Annotated in this window: 14 protein-coding genes; 10 read left to right on the forward strand and 4 right to left on the reverse strand. The window is 57.3% G+C overall.

Annotated elements, in window-relative coordinates; all coding sequences use genetic code 11:
* Positions 1 to 41: 41 nt before the first annotated feature.
* Genes AC0L2K_RS03870 through AC0L2K_RS03880 form a run of 3 tightly spaced genes read right to left on the reverse strand, consistent with a single transcriptional unit; the run spans position 42 to position 2,745 of the window.
* Positions 42 to 1,271, reverse strand: coding sequence for a glycosyltransferase (locus tag AC0L2K_RS03870; RefSeq protein WP_473530658.1), 1,230 nt, complete (start codon positions 1,269 to 1,271; stop codon positions 42 to 44).
* Positions 1,268 to 1,498: a hypothetical protein gene (locus AC0L2K_RS03875; RefSeq protein ID WP_473530659.1), complete on the reverse strand. Its 231-nt coding sequence runs from the start codon at positions 1,496 to 1,498 to the stop codon at positions 1,268 to 1,270. Before AC0L2K_RS03875 ends, AC0L2K_RS03870 begins: the two co-directional genes overlap by 4 nt.
* Positions 1,495 to 2,745 carry a glycosyltransferase gene (locus AC0L2K_RS03880; RefSeq protein ID WP_473530660.1) on the reverse strand — a complete coding sequence of 417 codons (1,251 nt, stop codon included), beginning with the start codon at positions 2,743 to 2,745 and terminating at the stop codon, positions 1,495 to 1,497. Before AC0L2K_RS03880 ends, AC0L2K_RS03875 begins: the two co-directional genes overlap by 4 nt.
* Before the next feature lie 437 nt (positions 2,746 to 3,182).
* On the opposite strand from AC0L2K_RS03880, the gene AC0L2K_RS03885 reads away from it, so the two are divergent.
* The 7 genes from AC0L2K_RS03885 (at position 3,183) to AC0L2K_RS03915 (ending at position 13,010) form a co-directional block, all read left to right on the forward strand.
* Entirely contained in the window at positions 3,183 to 4,280 is a 1,098-nt protein-coding gene (locus AC0L2K_RS03885) for a polysaccharide pyruvyl transferase family protein (RefSeq protein WP_473530661.1), read from the forward strand.
* Between the two features lie 336 nt (positions 4,281 to 4,616).
* A complete protein-coding gene (locus tag AC0L2K_RS03890; protein ID WP_473530662.1) occupies positions 4,617 to 5,354 on the forward strand; it encodes a class I SAM-dependent methyltransferase in 738 nt (245 codons plus the stop codon).
* A 704-nt stretch (positions 5,355 to 6,058) separates the two neighbouring features.
* Entirely contained in the window at positions 6,059 to 8,635 is a 2,577-nt protein-coding gene (locus AC0L2K_RS03895) for an SGNH/GDSL hydrolase family protein (RefSeq protein WP_473530663.1), read from the forward strand.
* On the forward strand, positions 8,632 to 8,892 hold the full coding sequence (locus tag AC0L2K_RS03900; protein ID WP_065006930.1) for an acyl carrier protein: 261 nt from the start codon (positions 8,632 to 8,634) through the stop codon (positions 8,890 to 8,892). Before AC0L2K_RS03895 ends, AC0L2K_RS03900 begins: the two co-directional genes overlap by 4 nt.
* A gap of 8 nt (positions 8,893 to 8,900) precedes the next feature.
* Positions 8,901 to 10,463, forward strand: coding sequence for an amino acid adenylation domain-containing protein (locus AC0L2K_RS03905; RefSeq protein ID WP_473530664.1), 1,563 nt, complete (start codon positions 8,901 to 8,903; stop codon positions 10,461 to 10,463).
* Entirely contained in the window at positions 10,463 to 11,611 is a 1,149-nt protein-coding gene (locus tag AC0L2K_RS03910) for an acyl-CoA dehydrogenase family protein (RefSeq protein ID WP_473530665.1), read from the forward strand. The genes AC0L2K_RS03905 and AC0L2K_RS03910 overlap by 1 nt, the downstream gene beginning before the upstream one ends.
* Positions 11,612 to 11,858: 247 nt before the next feature.
* Complete coding sequence (locus AC0L2K_RS03915) at positions 11,859 to 13,010, forward strand: glycosyltransferase (protein WP_473530666.1); 1,152 nt, start codon at positions 11,859 to 11,861, stop codon at positions 13,008 to 13,010.
* A gap of 373 nt (positions 13,011 to 13,383) precedes the next feature.
* On the opposite strand, the gene AC0L2K_RS03920 is transcribed toward AC0L2K_RS03915, so the two are convergent.
* On the reverse strand, positions 13,384 to 14,895 hold the full coding sequence (locus AC0L2K_RS03920) for an exopolysaccharide biosynthesis polyprenyl glycosylphosphotransferase (RefSeq protein WP_473530667.1): 1,512 nt from the start codon (positions 14,893 to 14,895) through the stop codon (positions 13,384 to 13,386).
* A 241-nt stretch (positions 14,896 to 15,136) separates the two neighbouring features.
* Between AC0L2K_RS03920 and AC0L2K_RS03925 the strand changes: the two genes are divergently transcribed.
* The 3 genes from AC0L2K_RS03925 to AC0L2K_RS03935 all read left to right on the forward strand — a co-directional run bounded on the left by AC0L2K_RS03925 (position 15,137) and on the right by AC0L2K_RS03935 (position 17,766).
* Entirely contained in the window at positions 15,137 to 15,859 is a 723-nt protein-coding gene (locus AC0L2K_RS03925) for a Crp/Fnr family transcriptional regulator (protein WP_473530668.1), read from the forward strand.
* Between the two features lie 309 nt (positions 15,860 to 16,168).
* Positions 16,169 to 16,462, forward strand: coding sequence for a hypothetical protein (locus tag AC0L2K_RS03930; protein ID WP_473530669.1), 294 nt, complete (start codon positions 16,169 to 16,171; stop codon positions 16,460 to 16,462).
* A gap of 251 nt (positions 16,463 to 16,713) precedes the next feature.
* On the forward strand, positions 16,714 to 17,766 hold the full coding sequence (locus AC0L2K_RS03935; RefSeq protein WP_473530670.1) for a Vgb family protein: 1,053 nt from the start codon (positions 16,714 to 16,716) through the stop codon (positions 17,764 to 17,766).
* Positions 17,767 to 17,883: the final 117 nt, after the last annotated feature.

Genomic DNA, 17,883 nt, shown 5'->3' on the forward strand with positions numbered 1-17,883 from the left:
TCAATAGTCGTCATTGCCTGGGCCGGCTTCGGGGTTGCTCCTTAATAACCTATCGCCTCACGATCTGGGTGGCAGTGTCCCACAAGAGTGGCATACAACCTCATTTGCCGTGTTGCGACGCTTTCCATGCTGAATCGCGCAGTGACTGTTTGTACTGCGCGCCGCGCCATCTCATCGCGCTCGGCTTCCGATAGGCCGAGCGCGCGACGAAGGAGTCCCCAATACTCCACCTGCGAGCGAGCCAAGAAGCCGCTGCGCTCATGCTCCACAACGTCGGACGCACCGCTGACATCGGTGATGATAGGGACCACGCCGCAACTCATGGCCTCGAGCAGTGCGTTTGACATGCCTTCCGACGCCGAGGTGGAAAGATAGAAATCAGCCTCCCACAGAAAGGGAAACACATCTTCGACCGCCCCGGCGAATGTGACCTTGCCGGAAAGGCCCAACCGGGCCGCCTGTTCCTCGAGAGGGACGCGGCACTGGCCATCGCCCAGGATGGTGAGTTGCGCCTTTGCGTCGGCGGGAAGTGCCGCGAACGCATCGATCATGTGCTCGACGCATTTTTCCGGATCGAGACGGCCAAGGCAGATAAAGCGTCGGCTGCCATCGGCGCTCGGGTCGCGGTGCGGCTTGCGGGGCAGATCGATCCCATTCGGAATCATATGAATGCGATCTGCGTCGATGCCGTGTCTCTTCAGATCATTAGCGATTTGGCGGCTATTGGCCATGAAGGCCGTGACGTGACGTTTAATCAAGGCGGACGCCCAGCGACCGATGATCTTCTTTTCGCGCACAACGTCGAGATCGAAACACCGTCCGCCTCGGGCCAATTTTGCGAGAACCGGTTTGCGCAGGAGGGCTCCTGCCAATGCCGCCGGAACAGCGTGAAGTCGGGCATGGATGATATGTACGACATCGAATTCGTCGCGACGGCGCAGCATCCAGATCAAAACCTGGACACACCACGACAGGAACGACAGCATATGGCGCCCGCCCAAATACGGAGCCGCGCGCAAACGAAGGCGATGGATAGGGACCCCGTCGATGGCGGACCGTTTCGGGGTCGAGTGCGACAGTCTGGGTGCCAAAATGGTTGCGGAAACGCCGCTTTCAACCAGCGCCCGAGCAAATCGCCGCGCCTGTTGTTCGCCGCCGCCATATGACTCAGGAAAATAGGTTGGGAGCACGAGCAGAACACGTATGCTGGGAAGAGCTTCGGCTCGCGGGGTCTTCGTCGGATAAGCGGAGGCAACTTCTGCTTCAATCATATCAATCCGCCGGATAGCGTTCCTGGAGCCAAGGCGGCCACCAAGATTACAACCCCGTCCCATGTGCAAAAAAGAAGATGCCTCTTTGGCATCTCACTGCCTTTCAGCGCATCGATCCCCTTGTCGTCCAGATCGACGCACTCCTCTCCGAAATCGGCAAAGTTTGCACCGCTAACCAATCCGGCAAGCTGCCCGATCACCGTCAAACCATAGGCTGCACCGTTCACCGCGGAAGCGCCACATTTCGGACAGGAGGTGTTGTTGACACTCCCTTGCTTGCCCGATGCTGGTCAAGAGCCTCCCGGTAAATGGCATCGGTCCGCTTGCCCACCAGCTTGACGTCCCAGTTCGAAAGATCCGTCGCCGCGGCGGCACCTTGGGCGAGGCAGGCCAGTCTTGCACGATCCTCCAGGAGGGCGGCAATGGCGTCGGCCATGGCTGCCAAATCATCCGGGGGTGTAATCACACCGTTGATACCAGGGCGGAGCACTTCGCGAAGACCTGGCAGATCGCAAGCGACGCAGGGCTTGCCACCGGCGAGATATTGCATGACCACGCGGGGCAATCCCTCCCGCATGGAACAAAGCAGGCAGAGATCCGCGAGCGCGATCAGCCGCTCGGGGTCGTCCCGATAACCGGTAAAGACCACTTGCCGCTCGAGCCCAAGCCGCTTGGCCCGCGATTCCACGGTCGAGCGAAGCGGCCCGTCGCCCGCGAGCACAAGCACCGCGTCGTGTAACCGGGCGGCGACTTTGTTGAAAGCGTCCAGAAATTCCGTGTGTCGCTTGCGTGGCTCGAAAGCCGCGATCATCAAGAGCACGGGCGGGCGCGGCGCGTCCGGGGTCAAGCGCAACAAATTGCGCCAACCGTCGGGCGGAGCGGCGTTGCGAAAACGATCGAGATCGAATCCGGATTGGACGACATAATGTTTGTCTGGATGTCCCACTCCTGCGCTCAAGCATAAGTCGCGGATGCCCTCGCTCACACTGATGAACGCGCTGGTGATCGGCGCTGCCAGCCTTTCCAAGGCGAGATAAGCAAACCGCTCGGCGACGCCGACATTGACAAAAGGCACGATATGCACGCCATGAACGATCGCTGGAACGCCCGCCGCCCATGCGGCGAGACGCCCGAGAATGCCTGCCTTGCTGGTATGCGTATGCACGATGTCGGCATTCAAGGCGCGGAATCTCCGGGTGAGCGCCAACAATGCCCTCAGGTCGGAGACAGGCGAAATGGACCGAGTCAGGCCCGGGACGCCAATGAGTTCCACCCGCGGGTCCACTTTAGCTATGATTTCCGGCTGGACCGTCTCGCCATGCAGCAGGACAACATCATGCCCCCTTTGCGCGGACCAATTGCAGGAATGGACAGTATTCTCATCAGCACCGCCATTGATGAGACGGGTGATGACATGAGCGATACGCAGTCGACGCCCCAACTCAATCTTGCCTTCCGCACCCTGTACTTTCATATCGCCGCACCGATCGCGCTGAATTTATCCGTTGGGTGCGTTCCCACGCCCAGCCGCGCTTTTGGTCCATGTGTCCCGATATCGGTGCTACTGCATTGGAGTGACATGCCACGCCCCGGTGGGTGCATGCCGTATGGAGATGAACCCCGAGTCCCAAGTGTGCCCTTCCGTCTTGGGCCAGCACTTGCAGTCCGTAAGGAGGGTTATTCCAACGGCTTCCAGTCGATCAGATCTAACTTGTTGGATTTAAACGTCTCAGAGAACTGCCGCTGTTACCCCGGGCACAGCGGAGTGATTTTTTGTGGTATACCTTGTACCAATACTTCCGCCCTATCGCGTGTGCGCGAAAATCGGATCGGAACCAGACTCGTTCAAAAAAGTAGTCGCTCCCCGTTCGAGCATAAGCCCGAGCGCCGAGCACTTCAGAGGAGCGCAGCATGACGCCGGTTCTCCGGGTCGGGATATTTGGCTTTTACAGCTATCAGAATCTCGGCGACAATGTCATGGCCTATCTTTTTTCCAAGTGTGTAAAAGATGAGGGGCATGATCCAATAGTTTATGCGAAGCTGCGCTCCGACAAAATGGATTGGGGTTTTAAGATATGCTCTGATGTCAAAGAATTTATCGAGTCGGTTGATGTAGTTATATTTGGGGGGGGCGGCCTACTTATCCCGAGGCAGCAACCTTCGGAGGTTGTGCAGGATTTCAACGACGACCTTGGACTTATTCTAGAATATACAAAAGAAAAATCTATCAAGCTATTTGCCTTTTCCATAGGAGGCGCGGGAAAAGACATCGATGAAATTGTACCCGCTGCGCGCCAGGAACTTATAAGACGCCTAAACTATGTAACATTGAGAAATCGCGAGGATCTAAAACTCCTTGCACAAGCGAACACCGAAGGCGAGTTCCTGGATGATGTCGTATGGACGACCTCCCGCAGAATTTCTGGAAGTAGATATGACAAAGGGCGCTCGCGTCTACGTGTGGGGCTCAATATCTACCTTGGTTCGTCCCGTCGGTCTCGGTTGGCAAAACGCATACTGCAGTTTGTAACACGAATTCGCAAAGATATTGATTTCATTTTCTATGAAATCAATCCAAAAAAAGATGGGCATTTCGGAGCATTTTGCGCCAACCTGTCACAAGATAATTGCAGCAGCAAAATTTTAACTGACGTGGAAGATGCATGTGGCGAGGCGTCTTCGCTTGATCTGCTGATTACCACTCGACTGCACTTTGGCGTAATTGCAATGAGCTACGGCGTGCCATGTATTGCATATTCGGGAGCGGAGAAAACAAGACTCTTGTACAAGCGTATCAACCGATCCTCTTTTTTCTGGAGAATCGGGGATATTCACAAGCTGCTTTTTCTGTTTCTATTTCCAGGCGCCATACAAAAGATCGTACGCGACGGTAGCGAGGTTATTAACCCCGTGATTGTAGAAAATGCGATGCAACACTACACACGACTGTCACGGTCGCTTGAAGGGGTACTCGGAGCTTCTTCCCGGTCGGTGCATCATCTGCAATAAGGCTCTTTGCCTCGAGCGCATCGATCATGTTGCTCGGGCGTTTTTCCGGATCGAGGCGGCCAAGGCAGATAGAGCGTCGGCTGCCATCGGCGTTCGGTTCGCGGCGCGGCTTGTGGGCCAGATCGATCCCATTCGGAATCGGCTTCCAATCTTAGAGACGGGGTCGCTGTTACCCCGGGCACAGCAGAGCGATTTATTTCTGATACGCTTATGTACTGGTACTTCTGCGTTTGCGCGGAACCGGACTCGTTGCGCGGCGAAGGTCCAACGGATCGCCAGTTTAAACGATCGTAGCGCTGTGACTACACGATCAGCTTTGGCGAGGAAGGACAAAAAATGGAAGTCATCTCATATCTTAGAGCAACCCAGGAGCGGACCCAATCGTGCGGTGAGGCGGCCATTGCAGCCCTGCAATTGGTTCGGCTGTACGACGCAGCGGCTGCGCGACCGAATGGCACATTTCTAGAACTTGGGACGGATCGGGGGCAGGCCACTAAAATGATTCTTGCTGCCTGCGAGAAGAACGGCGGGAACCTGGTCTCGGTCGATATCCGGGATTGCTCAAGTGCGGCAGTTAGCTGTCGCTGGACCTTTGTTCAGGCAGACTCCATAGATCGCAAGACCATCCTAAACAAAGCGCCCATTCTGCAGGATGGAATCGATTTAGTCTATGTCGATAGTCTGCACACGCCAGAACACGTGTTGAATGAAGTGTATACGTGGTTCAGCCTGGTTCGAAAAGGAGGCACAATCTGCTTCGATGACATTGATCCGAACCCATATATGCGAGGGCGAAGGAAGGACAATCCCCAAATTGAGATCGCTAACCGAAGGATTTTTTATGTAGTTCAGAGCATTTTCTACGACAATTTAGACCAGCTTCAGATGACGGTAGACTTCGGTAGTACCGGCCTTGCCATGCTCAGGAAAACATCTGAGATTGGATCGGAACTCAAGCCGTTCAACCATTTGCCTGCAGAACGCAATAGTACGTTTCTGGCGAAGCTCAGTGTGCGGTTTGGAGAAAGATACTACGCGCACAAAGGCGATGGATCGGACTTTTTGACAGCGTGAAGTGTACCCGGATGCCGTGAGGTATTTTGATCCTGAGCACTCCATTTCTCCCTGGCGTTCATGACGCAGCTCATCATTATTCCGAGCCTGTTGGCTTTGCGAATGAGGTCATGATCGCGATACAGCTCGGAGCTTCCTGTCCAGAGGTCAAGCAGATCCAACAGAGCCCGCGCACGGGTGGCGGACGCCCCCGCTGATGCCCCGACGGCTAAAAACGCGCGCGGCGTTCCCTGTGGCGCTGTGAGCCTTTGGCTCAAAAGAGAGATTCCAGCGTTTCTCGGGACAGGCGGTTCAAGATCGACAGGGCTCGCTTGGTCTCGATTGGCTCGCATCGGCGAAACGTGCTCGAGCGTACCCGGATTAAGATGGTCAAGGCAGATAGAGCGTCGGCTGCCATCGGCGTTCGGCTCGCGGCGCGGCTTGTGGGGCAGAGCGATCCCATTCGGAATCGGCTTCCAATCTGGAGACGGGTCGCTGTTACCCCGGGCACAGCGGAGCGATTTGTTTCTGATACACTTGGGTACTTCTGCGTTTGCGCGGAACCGGACTCGTTCAAAGAAGTCAAGGCAACGCTCCAAGGACCGGGCGCTTTGCCCGTCAGGGATGGGAGCCATGGGAGGGGGACCAGCAGCTTGCGGATCTTTCGCGTGCCCCAAAGCGACTTCTTGTCGATGTCCGCCGGCAGCTGGTTGAGGCGCGCGAGCGTGCATTCGATCAAGACATTGTCTCTTCCCTGGTCGGCGGATCCTTCGGGGACTGAGTCGAGAAGCATCCTGGCTTGGTCCGCCATAGCCGGCGAGCTGGCCCTCTTCATCGCGCTGGTCTATCTCCTCAGGCTCGAGTCTACTGCGCTAGTCCGCGTCCTTCTCGTTGCCCTCGCCGGCTGGTGCGTGCACTACTTCCTGCCACAGCGTTACCGGCTGCCGTTTTTCGTGCTGCTCTCGTTCGCGGCTATCGCCGCAGTTTTCGCGAACCTTGGGCCCAACTGGCACCACTGGAGATTTGAGGGCCTCATCGATGCCGCCTGGATCGTCGCCATTGGGCTCGTACTGATCGGAATTGTCCACCTACCGATCGCTTTTGGATGGAGAGTGCTGGCGCTGGTTGGTGCCGGCTGCGGGCTCGCCGCCGCACGAATGGACTGGATTGCGATCCCGTGGACGCGCGCCGTCTGGCCCGTGCTCGCGTCAATGTTCATGTTCCGTCTCATTGTCTATACGTACGAAATGCGGCGTGACCAGAGGATGGCGACGGTTTCGGAACGTCTCGCGTATTTTTTCATGTTGCCGAACGTGTGCTTCCCGCTCTTTCCGGTCGTAGATTTTAGAACTTTCCGTAGCAGCTACTACAATGCTGACCGGCATTATATTTATCAAACAGGTGTTCAATGGATGTTTCGCGGCGCTATCCATTTAATATGCTACCGTATCGTGTACCAGCGGTTTGTGATCGATGCTGCGGACGTACACAATCAGCTTGAGCTTTTGCAATTTATCATATGGCCGTTTTTACTTTATCTGAAGGTTTCAGGAACTTTTCACATAATCACTGGGATTTTGCATTTATTTGGATTTAATCTTCCAGAAACCCACAATCTGTACTTTCTTTCTTCAAGTTTCACAGATTTCTGGCGTCGAATAAATATATACTGGAAGGATTTCATAATGAAAATTGTATACTATCCGTTGTATTTTCGTTTTCGACGCTGGGGAGAGAGCGTAGCGCTGGTCAGCGCGACCCTCCTCGCGTTCCTCGCGACTTGGCTGCTGCACAACTATCAGTGGTTCTGGTTACGTGGCACCTGGGTGTTCACCTGGAACGACTTCCTCTTCTGGATGATCCTGGCCGTGCTTGTGACGATCAACGCCCACTATGAAATGCGGCACGGTCGCACGCGGCGCCTGCGTGGCGGGGCACTAAGCTGGAACGGTGCGCTGCAAACTGCGAGTCGGACCATTGGGGTATTCGTCGTCATCTGCCTCCTTTGGTCGTTTTGGAGCGCGAGCTCGGTCCCGCAATGGTTGTCGGTCTTCGATACTGTGGGCGTGGAAGCCTCTGGCAAAATGACGCCCGCCCTCGTACTGGTCGCGGTGGCAGCTATCATTGGCATTCCTGCGCTTGCGCTCGCGCGCGGCGGCGCCGACCGCCAGTACAGTTTCCGACGGTCGGTTGCGTCGGTCGGTGTATGCGGGTTGATCGCGGTTTGCATCTCGCTCCCCGTGGTTCACGATCGCCTCGGGGAGACGGTCAGTACCGCAATGGCCGACATTAGAGCGCCGAATCTCAATAGCCGCGACAACGCGAACCTGGAGCGCGGCTACTACGAGAACCTCGTCAATGTCGGCGCATTTAACCCAGAACTCTGGATTGTCTATGGCCAACGACGACACGACGGCTGGGACAATTTGGACAAGACGCCGCTGAGCGAGTTCACGGGTGCGCTTCCCACGACCTATCTGCGACCACTCTCCCAAGCAGACTACAAGGGAAAGCGGGTCCACATCAACCGCTGGGGCATGCGAGATCAGGACTACGAAAAGATTCCTGCTCCCGACACCTCACGCATCGCAATGGTCGGCTCTTCCCATGTCTTCGGCGAGGGCGTCGCGGACGACGAGACTTTCGAGGGCCTGTTGGAGCGACGGCTGAATGCGCAGGCAGCCGACAGCGGGTATCGACACTACGAGGTGCTGAACTTTGCCGTTGGGGGTTATCTTCCTCTGGACATTCTGGCCATCATCGAGGATCGAGTGCTCGCATTCAAACCAAAGTACATCTTTTACTTCGAGCACAGCGCGCTTGTTCCAAGAACGCTAAAGCGTCTCGGGAAAGCAATCCAGAATGGCTCCGCATATCGCTACGACTTCGTGCGCGACATTGTACGCGAGAGCGGGATCGATCCCGGTGCCGACCCCGAGGTAATTCAAAGAAAGCTCACGCCCTACGGAGACAGGCTTCTGCGTGCGATCTATTCTCGAATCGTGGAAGCTGCGAAGCGAGAAGGGGTCGGGGTCTTTTGGATCTATCTACCCAGACCAGACGAGAGGGCCAGTACCGAGCTGGAGAAGCGTCTCGCTGCCGAGGCTGGCTTTAACGTTCTCGATCTTTCCGGTGTGTATGACGGATATGACTGGCGGACACTTCTTGTAGCACCTTGGGACGATCACCCAAACGCCGCCGGCCATCGGCTCGTCGCCGACAAGCTTTACGAAGTGCTGCAGCAACACCAGGATTTAGTTCCCCTGAACCTTGCGGTTGCTCCACAAGAGGAGGAACAATGAACGCGATCCAGATCAGGACGATGGCCAGGGATTTCATATTGAAGGAATTTCTGCCCGGTGAAAGGCCGGAGAATCTGACGGATTCAACGGAGCTGATAACCGACGGCATTCTCGACTCGTTGGCGACGCTTAAGCTCGTTGCCTACTTGGAAAAATCCTGCGGTATCGAAATCGCCCCTGACGAACTCGTGCCGGAGAACCTGAACTCCATCACCCAAATTGCCAATTTCGTCCAGTCGAAGCAGGCGTCCACATAGAGCTCGCCATGACGGTCGCTGCCTTACACGAGTATCTTGAACAGAGCGCGAGGCGGTATCCCCAGAGGTGCGCCGCTGTCGAGGCGAGCTCTGGGCGGCAGATCACCTATGGCGAGCTCGATACGCTGTCGGACCAAGTCCGCGACCATCTGCGTCGGATCGGCGTCCGGCCGGCGGACCGCGTCGGCATTTGCCTTCCAAAATCGATCGCCTCGCTCGCTGTTCTGTTCGGCATCTTAAAGGCGGGCGCGGCCTATGTGCCCGTCGACTCTCTGGCACCGCCTGCGCGTAACGCGTTTATATTTAACGACTGCGGCGTGCGCGCGATTTTCGTGGAGGCGTCCCGAGCCGAAACTTTGCGCTGTGAGTTGGCGCGCTTGGCTGCGGAACCTTGTCTCTTACCGCTCGACTGGTCCGACGGTCCCTCGCCGCTCGCGGCGTACCTGGCTGGCGTAGAGGCCGGCGGCTTGGCGGTGGAGGACGAATCGGCGCGGCCGGGGCCGGACAACCTCGCTTACGTGCTTTACACTTCGGGCTCGACCGGCCAGCCGAAGGGCGTGATGCTGACGCATTGTAATGGCTCGAGCTACGTGGACTGGTGTTCCGAAATCCTCGCCCCTGACGAGAACGACCGCTTCTCCTCCCATGCGCCTTTCCACTTCGACCTGTCTATTCTCGACATCTTCGTACCGCTGAAGCACGGCGCGACCGTATTCCTCATCGGTGAGGAGCTCGGCAAGAATCCGACCCGGATGGCGTCGGTTATCGCCGAGCGGCGGTTGACCGTCTGGTATTCCACGCCCTCCGTACTCACGCTTCTGGTCGAGCACGGCGGCATTGATGCTCGCGACGACCACGCTCTTCGGTTCATTCTATTTGCCGGCGAGGTTTTTCCGGTCAAGCATCTGCGCAGGCTAAAGGCTGTGGTCCCACGCGCACGCTACCTGAATCTCTATGGCCCAACCGAAACCAACGTCTGTACCTACTACGAAATCCCGCAGACGATCGCCGAAGACCGCTCGGCGCCGTTTCCGATCGGGCGCGCCTGCTCGCATGTTAAGGCACGCGTGATCGATGCGAATGGTCGCAACGTGCCGCGAGGCCAGGAAGGCGAGCTCGCAATCAGCGGTGCTCCCGTGATGCTGGGCTATTGGAACATGCCTGAGCGAACAAGCGCCGCTTTTCATGTCGATTCAAGCGGTCGCTGGTACCGTACCGGCGATGTAGTGATCGAAGGTGATGGCGGAGTCTACACCTTTCGCGGTCGACGCGACCGGATGGTGAAGAGACGGGGATATCGGATCGAACTCGGCGAGATCGAGACGGCGCTCTATCGCCATCCAGCGATCTCCGAGGTGGCGGCGATCGCTCGCTCGGAGGAGTCGGGCGTCTCCATAAAGGTGTTCTATGCCTCGCGCGACGGCCATGCGCTGTCACTCATCGAGCTGAAGCGGTTCTGCGCCCACAACTTGCCGGCCTACATGGCCCCGGACTGGTTCTCGCATCACCAGTTACTTCCCAAGACATCGACAGATAAAATCGACTACCAGCATCTGATGAGGATGGAGTAGTGGATTTCGCGCTGAACGAGGAGCAGCGTATCCTGCGTGGCCAGATCCTTCGATTCGCGCAAGATAAGCTCAATAAAGATGTCAGGCAGCGCGATCGAGACCAAGTATTCCAGCGCGAGTTGTGGGGGGCTTGCGCGCAGATGGGCCTGACCGGCCTGCCAGTCCCCCAGGCCTACGGGGGACCCGGTCTCGATTCCCTGTCCACGGCCATTGCAATCGATGCGCTTGGCTACGGCTGCGAGGACTCCGGCTTGGTCTTCTCGATCTGCGCCCACCTTCTGGCCTGCGTGGTGCCGATTTGGAAGTTCGGCACTGAAGAGCAGAAGAATCGATATCTTCCGGGGCTCTGTGATGGCACTTTGATCGCAGCCAATGCGATGAGCGAACCGGAGTCGGGCTCCGATGCATTTGCGATGCAAACCCGGGCGGAGTCTCATGGCGACGGCTTTCTAATCAACGGCACGAAGACCTTCGTGAGCAACGGGCCGGTGGCAGATGTTGCCGTCGTCTTTGCTGTCACTGACCGCGCAAAGGGGTATTTCGGCGGCATCACGAGCTTCCTCGTGGACCGCGCGCTGCCCGGCTATCGGGTCGCGCAAAAGTTCGAAAAAATGGGACTGCGGACGTCTCCGATCGGGGAGCTTGTCTTCGAGGACGTACTTGTTTCGAAGGACGCTGTTCTCGGTGGAGTGGGCGGCGGCTCCAGGCTGTTCGCTCATAGCATGGACTGGGAGCGGGCGTGCCTGTTCGCCAGTCACGTAGGCACCATGGAGCGGCTTCTGGAAAAGGCAGTGGCCTATACGCGCACCCGACGTCAGTCCGGCCAGGCCATCTCCAAGCACCAGGCGGTCGCCCATAAGATTGCCGACATGAAGATGCAGGTGGAGGCGGCCCGACTGCTCGTCTACAAGGCGGCGTGGGGCCTTGAGCACTCCCAGTCCGTATCCCTCGACGCCGCCGTTTCGAAGCTCTTTGTGAGCGAATCGCTAGTTCGCACCACGCTCGATGTCGTCCAGGTCTTCGGCGGCTATGGTTTCTTGAGCGAATTCGACGTCGAACGTGCCGTGCGTGATGCCATCGGCAGCAAACTCTATTCCGGAACTTCTGAGATACAGCGCAACATTATTGCTGGCTGGCTGGGGCTTTGATGACGGCCGTGGTCAGAACCTGTCCGTGAAGGGCGTGTGCCGTCGCTGGGCCTGCCCTCAGTTCGCGAAACACTCGATTTTGGTAAGGCAACCGGAGAGTGGTACTATCGCAACCCATGGAGCCACCGGGGCGGAGGGCGCTTTGTCGTTCGACTTGGGTGCGTCTGCCCAGCCCGTGATCTCCGAACTTGCGGCTCAGTAGCGAAGAGCCAGACCAGCCGCGACGCGTGAAAGATAGGCTTTGTGGATGCGGCTTCTCTGTATACATTCTGCGCACGTCCCGGCGCCGGCCGCCAATGCTGTACAAGTCGCAAGGATGTGCCATGCATTTCGGGTTGCCGGAGCGGAGGTCGTACTAGCGCTTCCACGCGCCTCCATGAATACACGGGATCATTATGAGAAGATCGCGCGCGAATACGGATTCGGTACCGAGTTCCCATTCCGCGTTCTCCCTGTACCCTTTTGGCCTGTGCCCGGCCGGGAGCTTTTTTTTGCTGTGTTGGCGCTTCTTGCTGCGCTCTGGCTGCGGCCGCATGTCGTCTTTACACGCTCGGCTACTGTAGCGCTTGTTTCTGCCGGACTTTTCGGGTTCACGACCGTTTTTGAGCTTCACGACCCGATTGGCAGTTTGAGCAGACGTCAGCGTCAGCGCATTGCCAAACTGATAGGCCTAGAGGCATTCCGTATGCTGGTCGTCACGTCGCAACGTCTGCGGGACGACAGCATCCGCCTCTTTCCTCAATATGCCGCAAAGTTTTTCATCGCGCCCAATGGCGCGGATCCTGTTCCGCCGAATGTCGAGCCATGCAGCCTCAGCGGCACGTTCAAGGTTGGTTATGTCGGACATCTGTATAAGGGAAAAGGCATGGAGATAATAAGCGCTATTGCGCCTCGATGCGGCTGGGCGACTTTTCACATCGTCGGGGGAACACCAGGCGATGTAGAGTATTGGACATCGAAGCTGGCCAAATGCCCGAACACAGTGTTTCACGGCTACGTTCCTCACGCCGCGACATGTGCCTACTTGGCCGAAATGGACGTTGTACTCGCGCCCTATCTTAGAGATGTAGAGGGCCAGGGCGGCGGTCGAAATATCGCTGAGGGAATGTCGCCGCTCAAGCTCTTCGAATATATGGCGCATGGCAAACCCATAGTGTCCTCCGACCTGTCAGTTATCCGAGAAGTTTTGAGGGATAGCGTCAACAGCGTTCTGGTGTCGCCAGACAACCCGTCCGACTGGGTCAAAGCTCTTCAGCGCCTGCGCGAGAACAAGGCGCTTCGGGATCAGATTGGTCAGCAGGCGAAGGCAGACTTTCTGGCCAGGTACAGCCGCATCGCACGCGCAACCAACATTCTAGAGGAAATCAAGAGCCGGATGCCGTCGGGCGGAAGCCCATAGGACTGCACAATTTCTCGTGTTGAAGGCGGGTGCGCCGCCAAGGAAGCCTGCTTTCCGTTCGCCGCAATGAGCCCGTGGTCCGTCCTGAACCGTTGTGTGGCAAGATCCGACTGCCCCCCGGCTTTTTGCTGAGGTTCCGTCATGTGTTGCTCCGACCATCTCCCTGCGTCGCATTGATTTTCGCATTTGAGCTAAATTCAGCCTGCGAGATGCGCCACTGTCCGGCGACTGAACGGGCGCGAACCCGATTGTGAGGCTCGATGTACTCGCTGCGGCGGGATCGCCCGAAGCATCAGAATGAAAATTATCCGTTCAATCGGTCGGAGGATGGACTACATAAATCCATTTAGCTTCCTAAGAAGCTGCTATTACATCAATAGACATTACGATCCGAAAAGATCAATAGAGCAGTTTTCCAAATTATTTTAATGTCGAGAAGCATGCTCCAGGATTTTATATACCAGAGGTCGTGCTCAACGCGTTTTTCCATCCTCCAGAGTTCCTTCGTTTCCCCTCGAAAGCCATTGATCTGAGCCCAGCCTGTCAAACCGGGTTTTACATGATGGCGATAAGCATAGCTCGCAATGGTCAAAGTATAGGTGTCGTCATGAGCGACGGCGTGAGGTCGAGGCCCAACCAAGGACATCTCCCCTCGAAGCACATTGAATAATTGCGGCAGTTCGTCGATGTTTGACCGGCGCAATATTCGGCCAAGTCGGGTAACCCGCGCATCATTGCGCTGAGCCTGGCGAATTTGTGTACCGTTCTCCTGCACCGTCATAGATCGGAATTTGTAAATATTGAACGGCTTACCGCCAAAACCTCGTCGCATCTGCCGGAACAGCACAGGGCGACCGTTCTCGAGCGCTATGGCACATCCGACCAGGGCCATCAACGGACACAGGAACAGCAGTAGCAGGGATGCAACAGCAATATCGAACAGCCGCTTGAGCAGGCGTTCGGTAGGCCTCAACGGCACACGCTGGACTTCGAAGGCTCGCTGCCAGCCGGTGTGCAGCGGGCATCCAGCCAGAATTCTATCTATGTAGGCGTCGGCGAAAAGATAGACCGGCAGCGGGAGGCGGGACATTTCCTCCAGGATGCGTTCGATCAACTTCCGCTGGTCCCAAGAGCAAAAGAGATAAACTGCCCCATACGAGCCACTACGGAACGCAGCCTGTGCAGCTGCGACGGCGGCATGCACCGATCGTGCTGCGATCGTGCCATCATGGTTCTCGATGTTCGAAACACCACAAACCGCGATGCCCTGTTGCCCAAGCTTGGCAATTATCCCCTGTTCCTTCCCAGGAACGCCAGAGTAAAACAGATAAACTGTGCGCAACACGAGTTTCTCAGCCGCCAGAAGCCGTGTCAGCCCGCGCGCTAGAACCGCGTGGCCAGGCAGCAGGATTGGGAATCCGACCGCAAACGCCAGCGTCAAGGAGCCGCGCGAGAACGTCGACGTCGTCTTCGTGAGAAAGGCGAGCCAGAGAATTGAAAAGAAAACAAACAGCCAGCCGCTAAAGAGTGTTTTGATCCTGCAGTAATCGTCCAGGATGCCACTAACCGTGTAGGCGCCCCTGGCGGTCATGAATGCGACCAACAATAGGCCGGCGGTAACACTTAGGCAGATCGAATCCCAGATATCCGGCGGCCTCACCTCGAAGGCCCTATGATAGAGCTCAATTGACGCAAGAAGTATTGTCTGTCCAAGGAGGAAATCAGCAGTTGCGAGAAACACGCAAACTGCTCCCACGGGGAGCCGTAGCGGCTCTACGCTCCGCTTCCAGAGCGCACGCGACGCCTCGGTTGGTGCATGCCGCATAAGACGACCCCCCGAATCCTGTTGCAGCCCTTCTCCTCTTTGGGTCATGGCACACGCCATCCCATAAGGAGGGGGTTATCCCAACGGCTTCCAGTCGGTTAGATTTGATTTAAATGTCTCGGAGACATGTCGCTGTTACCCCGGGCACAGACGAGTCGCTATTTTATCGTATCCTAATGTGTTAATATTGCCTTAACGCGTTCGCGTGCGAACGGACTGGAGGTCGGACTCGTTCAAAACAGGTGGTCAAGGCAATGCTTTAGGGGACCGGGGGCGCTTACCCTATCAGAGAGAGGGAGCCATGGCAGAGAATGGCGCTGAGGTTCGAGTCAAACAGCTGAACAACATACGCTTATTTCGGCAATTTGGACAAGATACTCTTAGTGAAATGGCGAAAGCAGCCATCCTACGGAGGGTTCCAAAGAATAAAGTCTTAACTCACCTTGGGGATATACCGCGTTATATTTACTATATAATTCGCGGAAAAGTTCGTCTTAGTGTCCCCCTCTCAGATGGCCGAGAATTCATCTTTTCCGATCTTGGTCCCGGTGACATTTTCGACTTGACTAGATTGTTCATCGCGCGACACAGTAACATGAACGCTGCGTCAGTCGTGGACAGCGACTTGCTCCAAATCGAAGCAGCTTTCATGGCTAGTGTCTTCGACAAGCACCCAGATCTCGCACTGAAGGTGATCCCGTACCTATGCCAAGCAACGCACGACGCGCAAGAGCGAGTGATCCACAGTGCGTCCAATGCCCTATCCATTCGATTGGCGAGCACGGTCTTGCGATTGACTGAGACCCCGCACAGCACGGCTAACGTGAATGGAGCTCTGAGCATCCACATTTCGCAGACCGACCTCGCGGCAATGATCCCGGCGTCTCGAGCGAAAGTGAATCGTTGCCTGAGAGAATGGGAACGGCGGGATCTGACCCAATACGACCGCGGCTCGCTGACAATTCTCAATCGCACCGCATTAGAGTCTGTTGCACTTGGCTACTCGCGTTTGATCGTTCAATGATGCCTTTCCCATATGCTCGGGCATCTCCAAGGCCATCCTCCGGGAAGATAGTGAACCGGACGTGGTGGCGGTCGTGCTCGGATCGCTCGGTAAAGTCCTTTACGTCGGCGTCGTAGGTCGCCGCAACGGACATGTGCGCCTTCCCAGGCAACGAGACACCGCTCACTGCCGTGCAGACTGCGTCGACTGCGCCCGAGATTGGACAATGGCACGCACACGAGCACCGCCTCTTTGCTGTGCGATGCGACTTTGCTGTTGGGGAATCCGGAACTATTATCGGCCGCCCATGTACCTCACGTCGGGGGAAGAATGGATCTGCAAGCCTTCAGAAATTCGATTGCGAAATCACAGCCGCCCGCCGGCCTGACCCCGGCCCTGCAGGCGCTGTGGTGGGATGCGAAGGGCGATTGGGATAAGGCGCACGAGCGCGCACAGGTGCGCGACGATACGGCGGGTATGCGCGTGCATGCCTACCTGCATCGCAAGGAAGGCGATCAATCGAATGCGGAATATTGGTATCGTCGTTGCAACGCCGCGCCGTCGATCTTGACGCTTGATGAGGAATGGCAAGAGTTGGCGCGTGCACTTTTGGGGCAAAGCTGACGGCTTCCGCCGAAAAGTCTGGCTTTGGCCGCGATCCCGTCGCCGTATGCAGGTTTTTCCCACGAGGCTACCGCCTTATCGACGATTCTGGCTTGCAGGCCTAGCGAGGGCAGGGGCTGCACTAGCTCCTGACTTTGATCTGCAAGCGGCACGCCAGCACGGCATCTGCGGCTCGGCCGCCGCGGTGGCGCGAAAAGGATATTTGGATCGCTCGCTGTGCAAATTGAACCTCGCGATGTGAGGAGTTCGCCATGTTTCGTACGATTGCGTCGGCGCTGTTCGCCGCGCTGCTCTGCTCGGTGGCCGCGCGTGCCGCCGCGGACGAGGTCCGCTACTATCCCGTTCCGGAGGGCGCCGGCCCGCATGATGTCGCTCCGGCGCCGGATGGCTCCGTATGGTACACCGCCCAGGGACAGGGCGCGCTTGGGCGGCTCGATCTTGATACAGGCGCCGTCAGGCACATCACCCTTGGCGACGGCTCGGCGCCGCACGGCGTGATCGTCGGTCCCGACGGCGCCGCTTGGGTGACCGACGGCGGCCTCAACGCCATCGTGCGCGTTGATGCCGAAACAGAAGCGGTGAAGGCCTTTCCACTCCCCGAGGGGCACGGCTACGCGAACCTCAACACCGGTTCCTTCGACAAACACGGGAGGCTCTGGTTCACCGGGCAGGAGGGCATCTACGGCAGGCTCGATCCGGCGAGCGGCAAGGTCGAGGTCTGGAACGCTCCGCGCGGTCGCGGCCCCTACGGGATCACAACCACGCCGTCCGGTGAGGTCTACTACGCCTCGCTCGCCGGCAACCATATCGCCAGAATCGATGTTTCGACCGGCGAGGCTTCCCCCATCGACCCGCCGACCGCGGATCAGGGCGCCCGCCGCGTCTGGTCGGATTCCAAAGGCCGCATCTGGGTCAGCGAATGGAACGCCGGCCAGGTTAGCGTCTTCGATCCGGCCGCAAATGACTGGCGCAGCTGGAAGCTGCCCGGAGACGAGCCCCAGGCCTATGCCGTTTATGTCGATGAACGCGACACGGTCTGGCTCACCGATTTCAGCGCGAACGCCATCGTCCGCTTCGACCCGGAAAACGCAGACCTTCGCGAGCTTCCCGTCCGACCGCGACAACGCCAACGTGCGCCAGCTCAACGGGCGCTCCGGCGAGGTATGGGGCGCGGAGTCCGGTACCGACCGCCTTGTCTTGATCGAGACCGAAACGGGCGAATAAAGCAAAAGAGGTCTAATGCATGTCGCGCAAAAGTGTGCAGCGGTTTTGCGATAACGACATGCATAAAAACAACAACCTAAAGCGCGTCGCATGAGGCCCGGCCAAACGCGACGCGCTTTAGCCAACGACGAAGGGCAATTGCGTGAAGAGACCGCATGTCAGCGACTGTCTTTGACATAGCGTAGGGAGATGCCGCT

The sequence above is a fragment of the Mesorhizobium sp. WSM4817 genome, assembly GCF_055811135.1.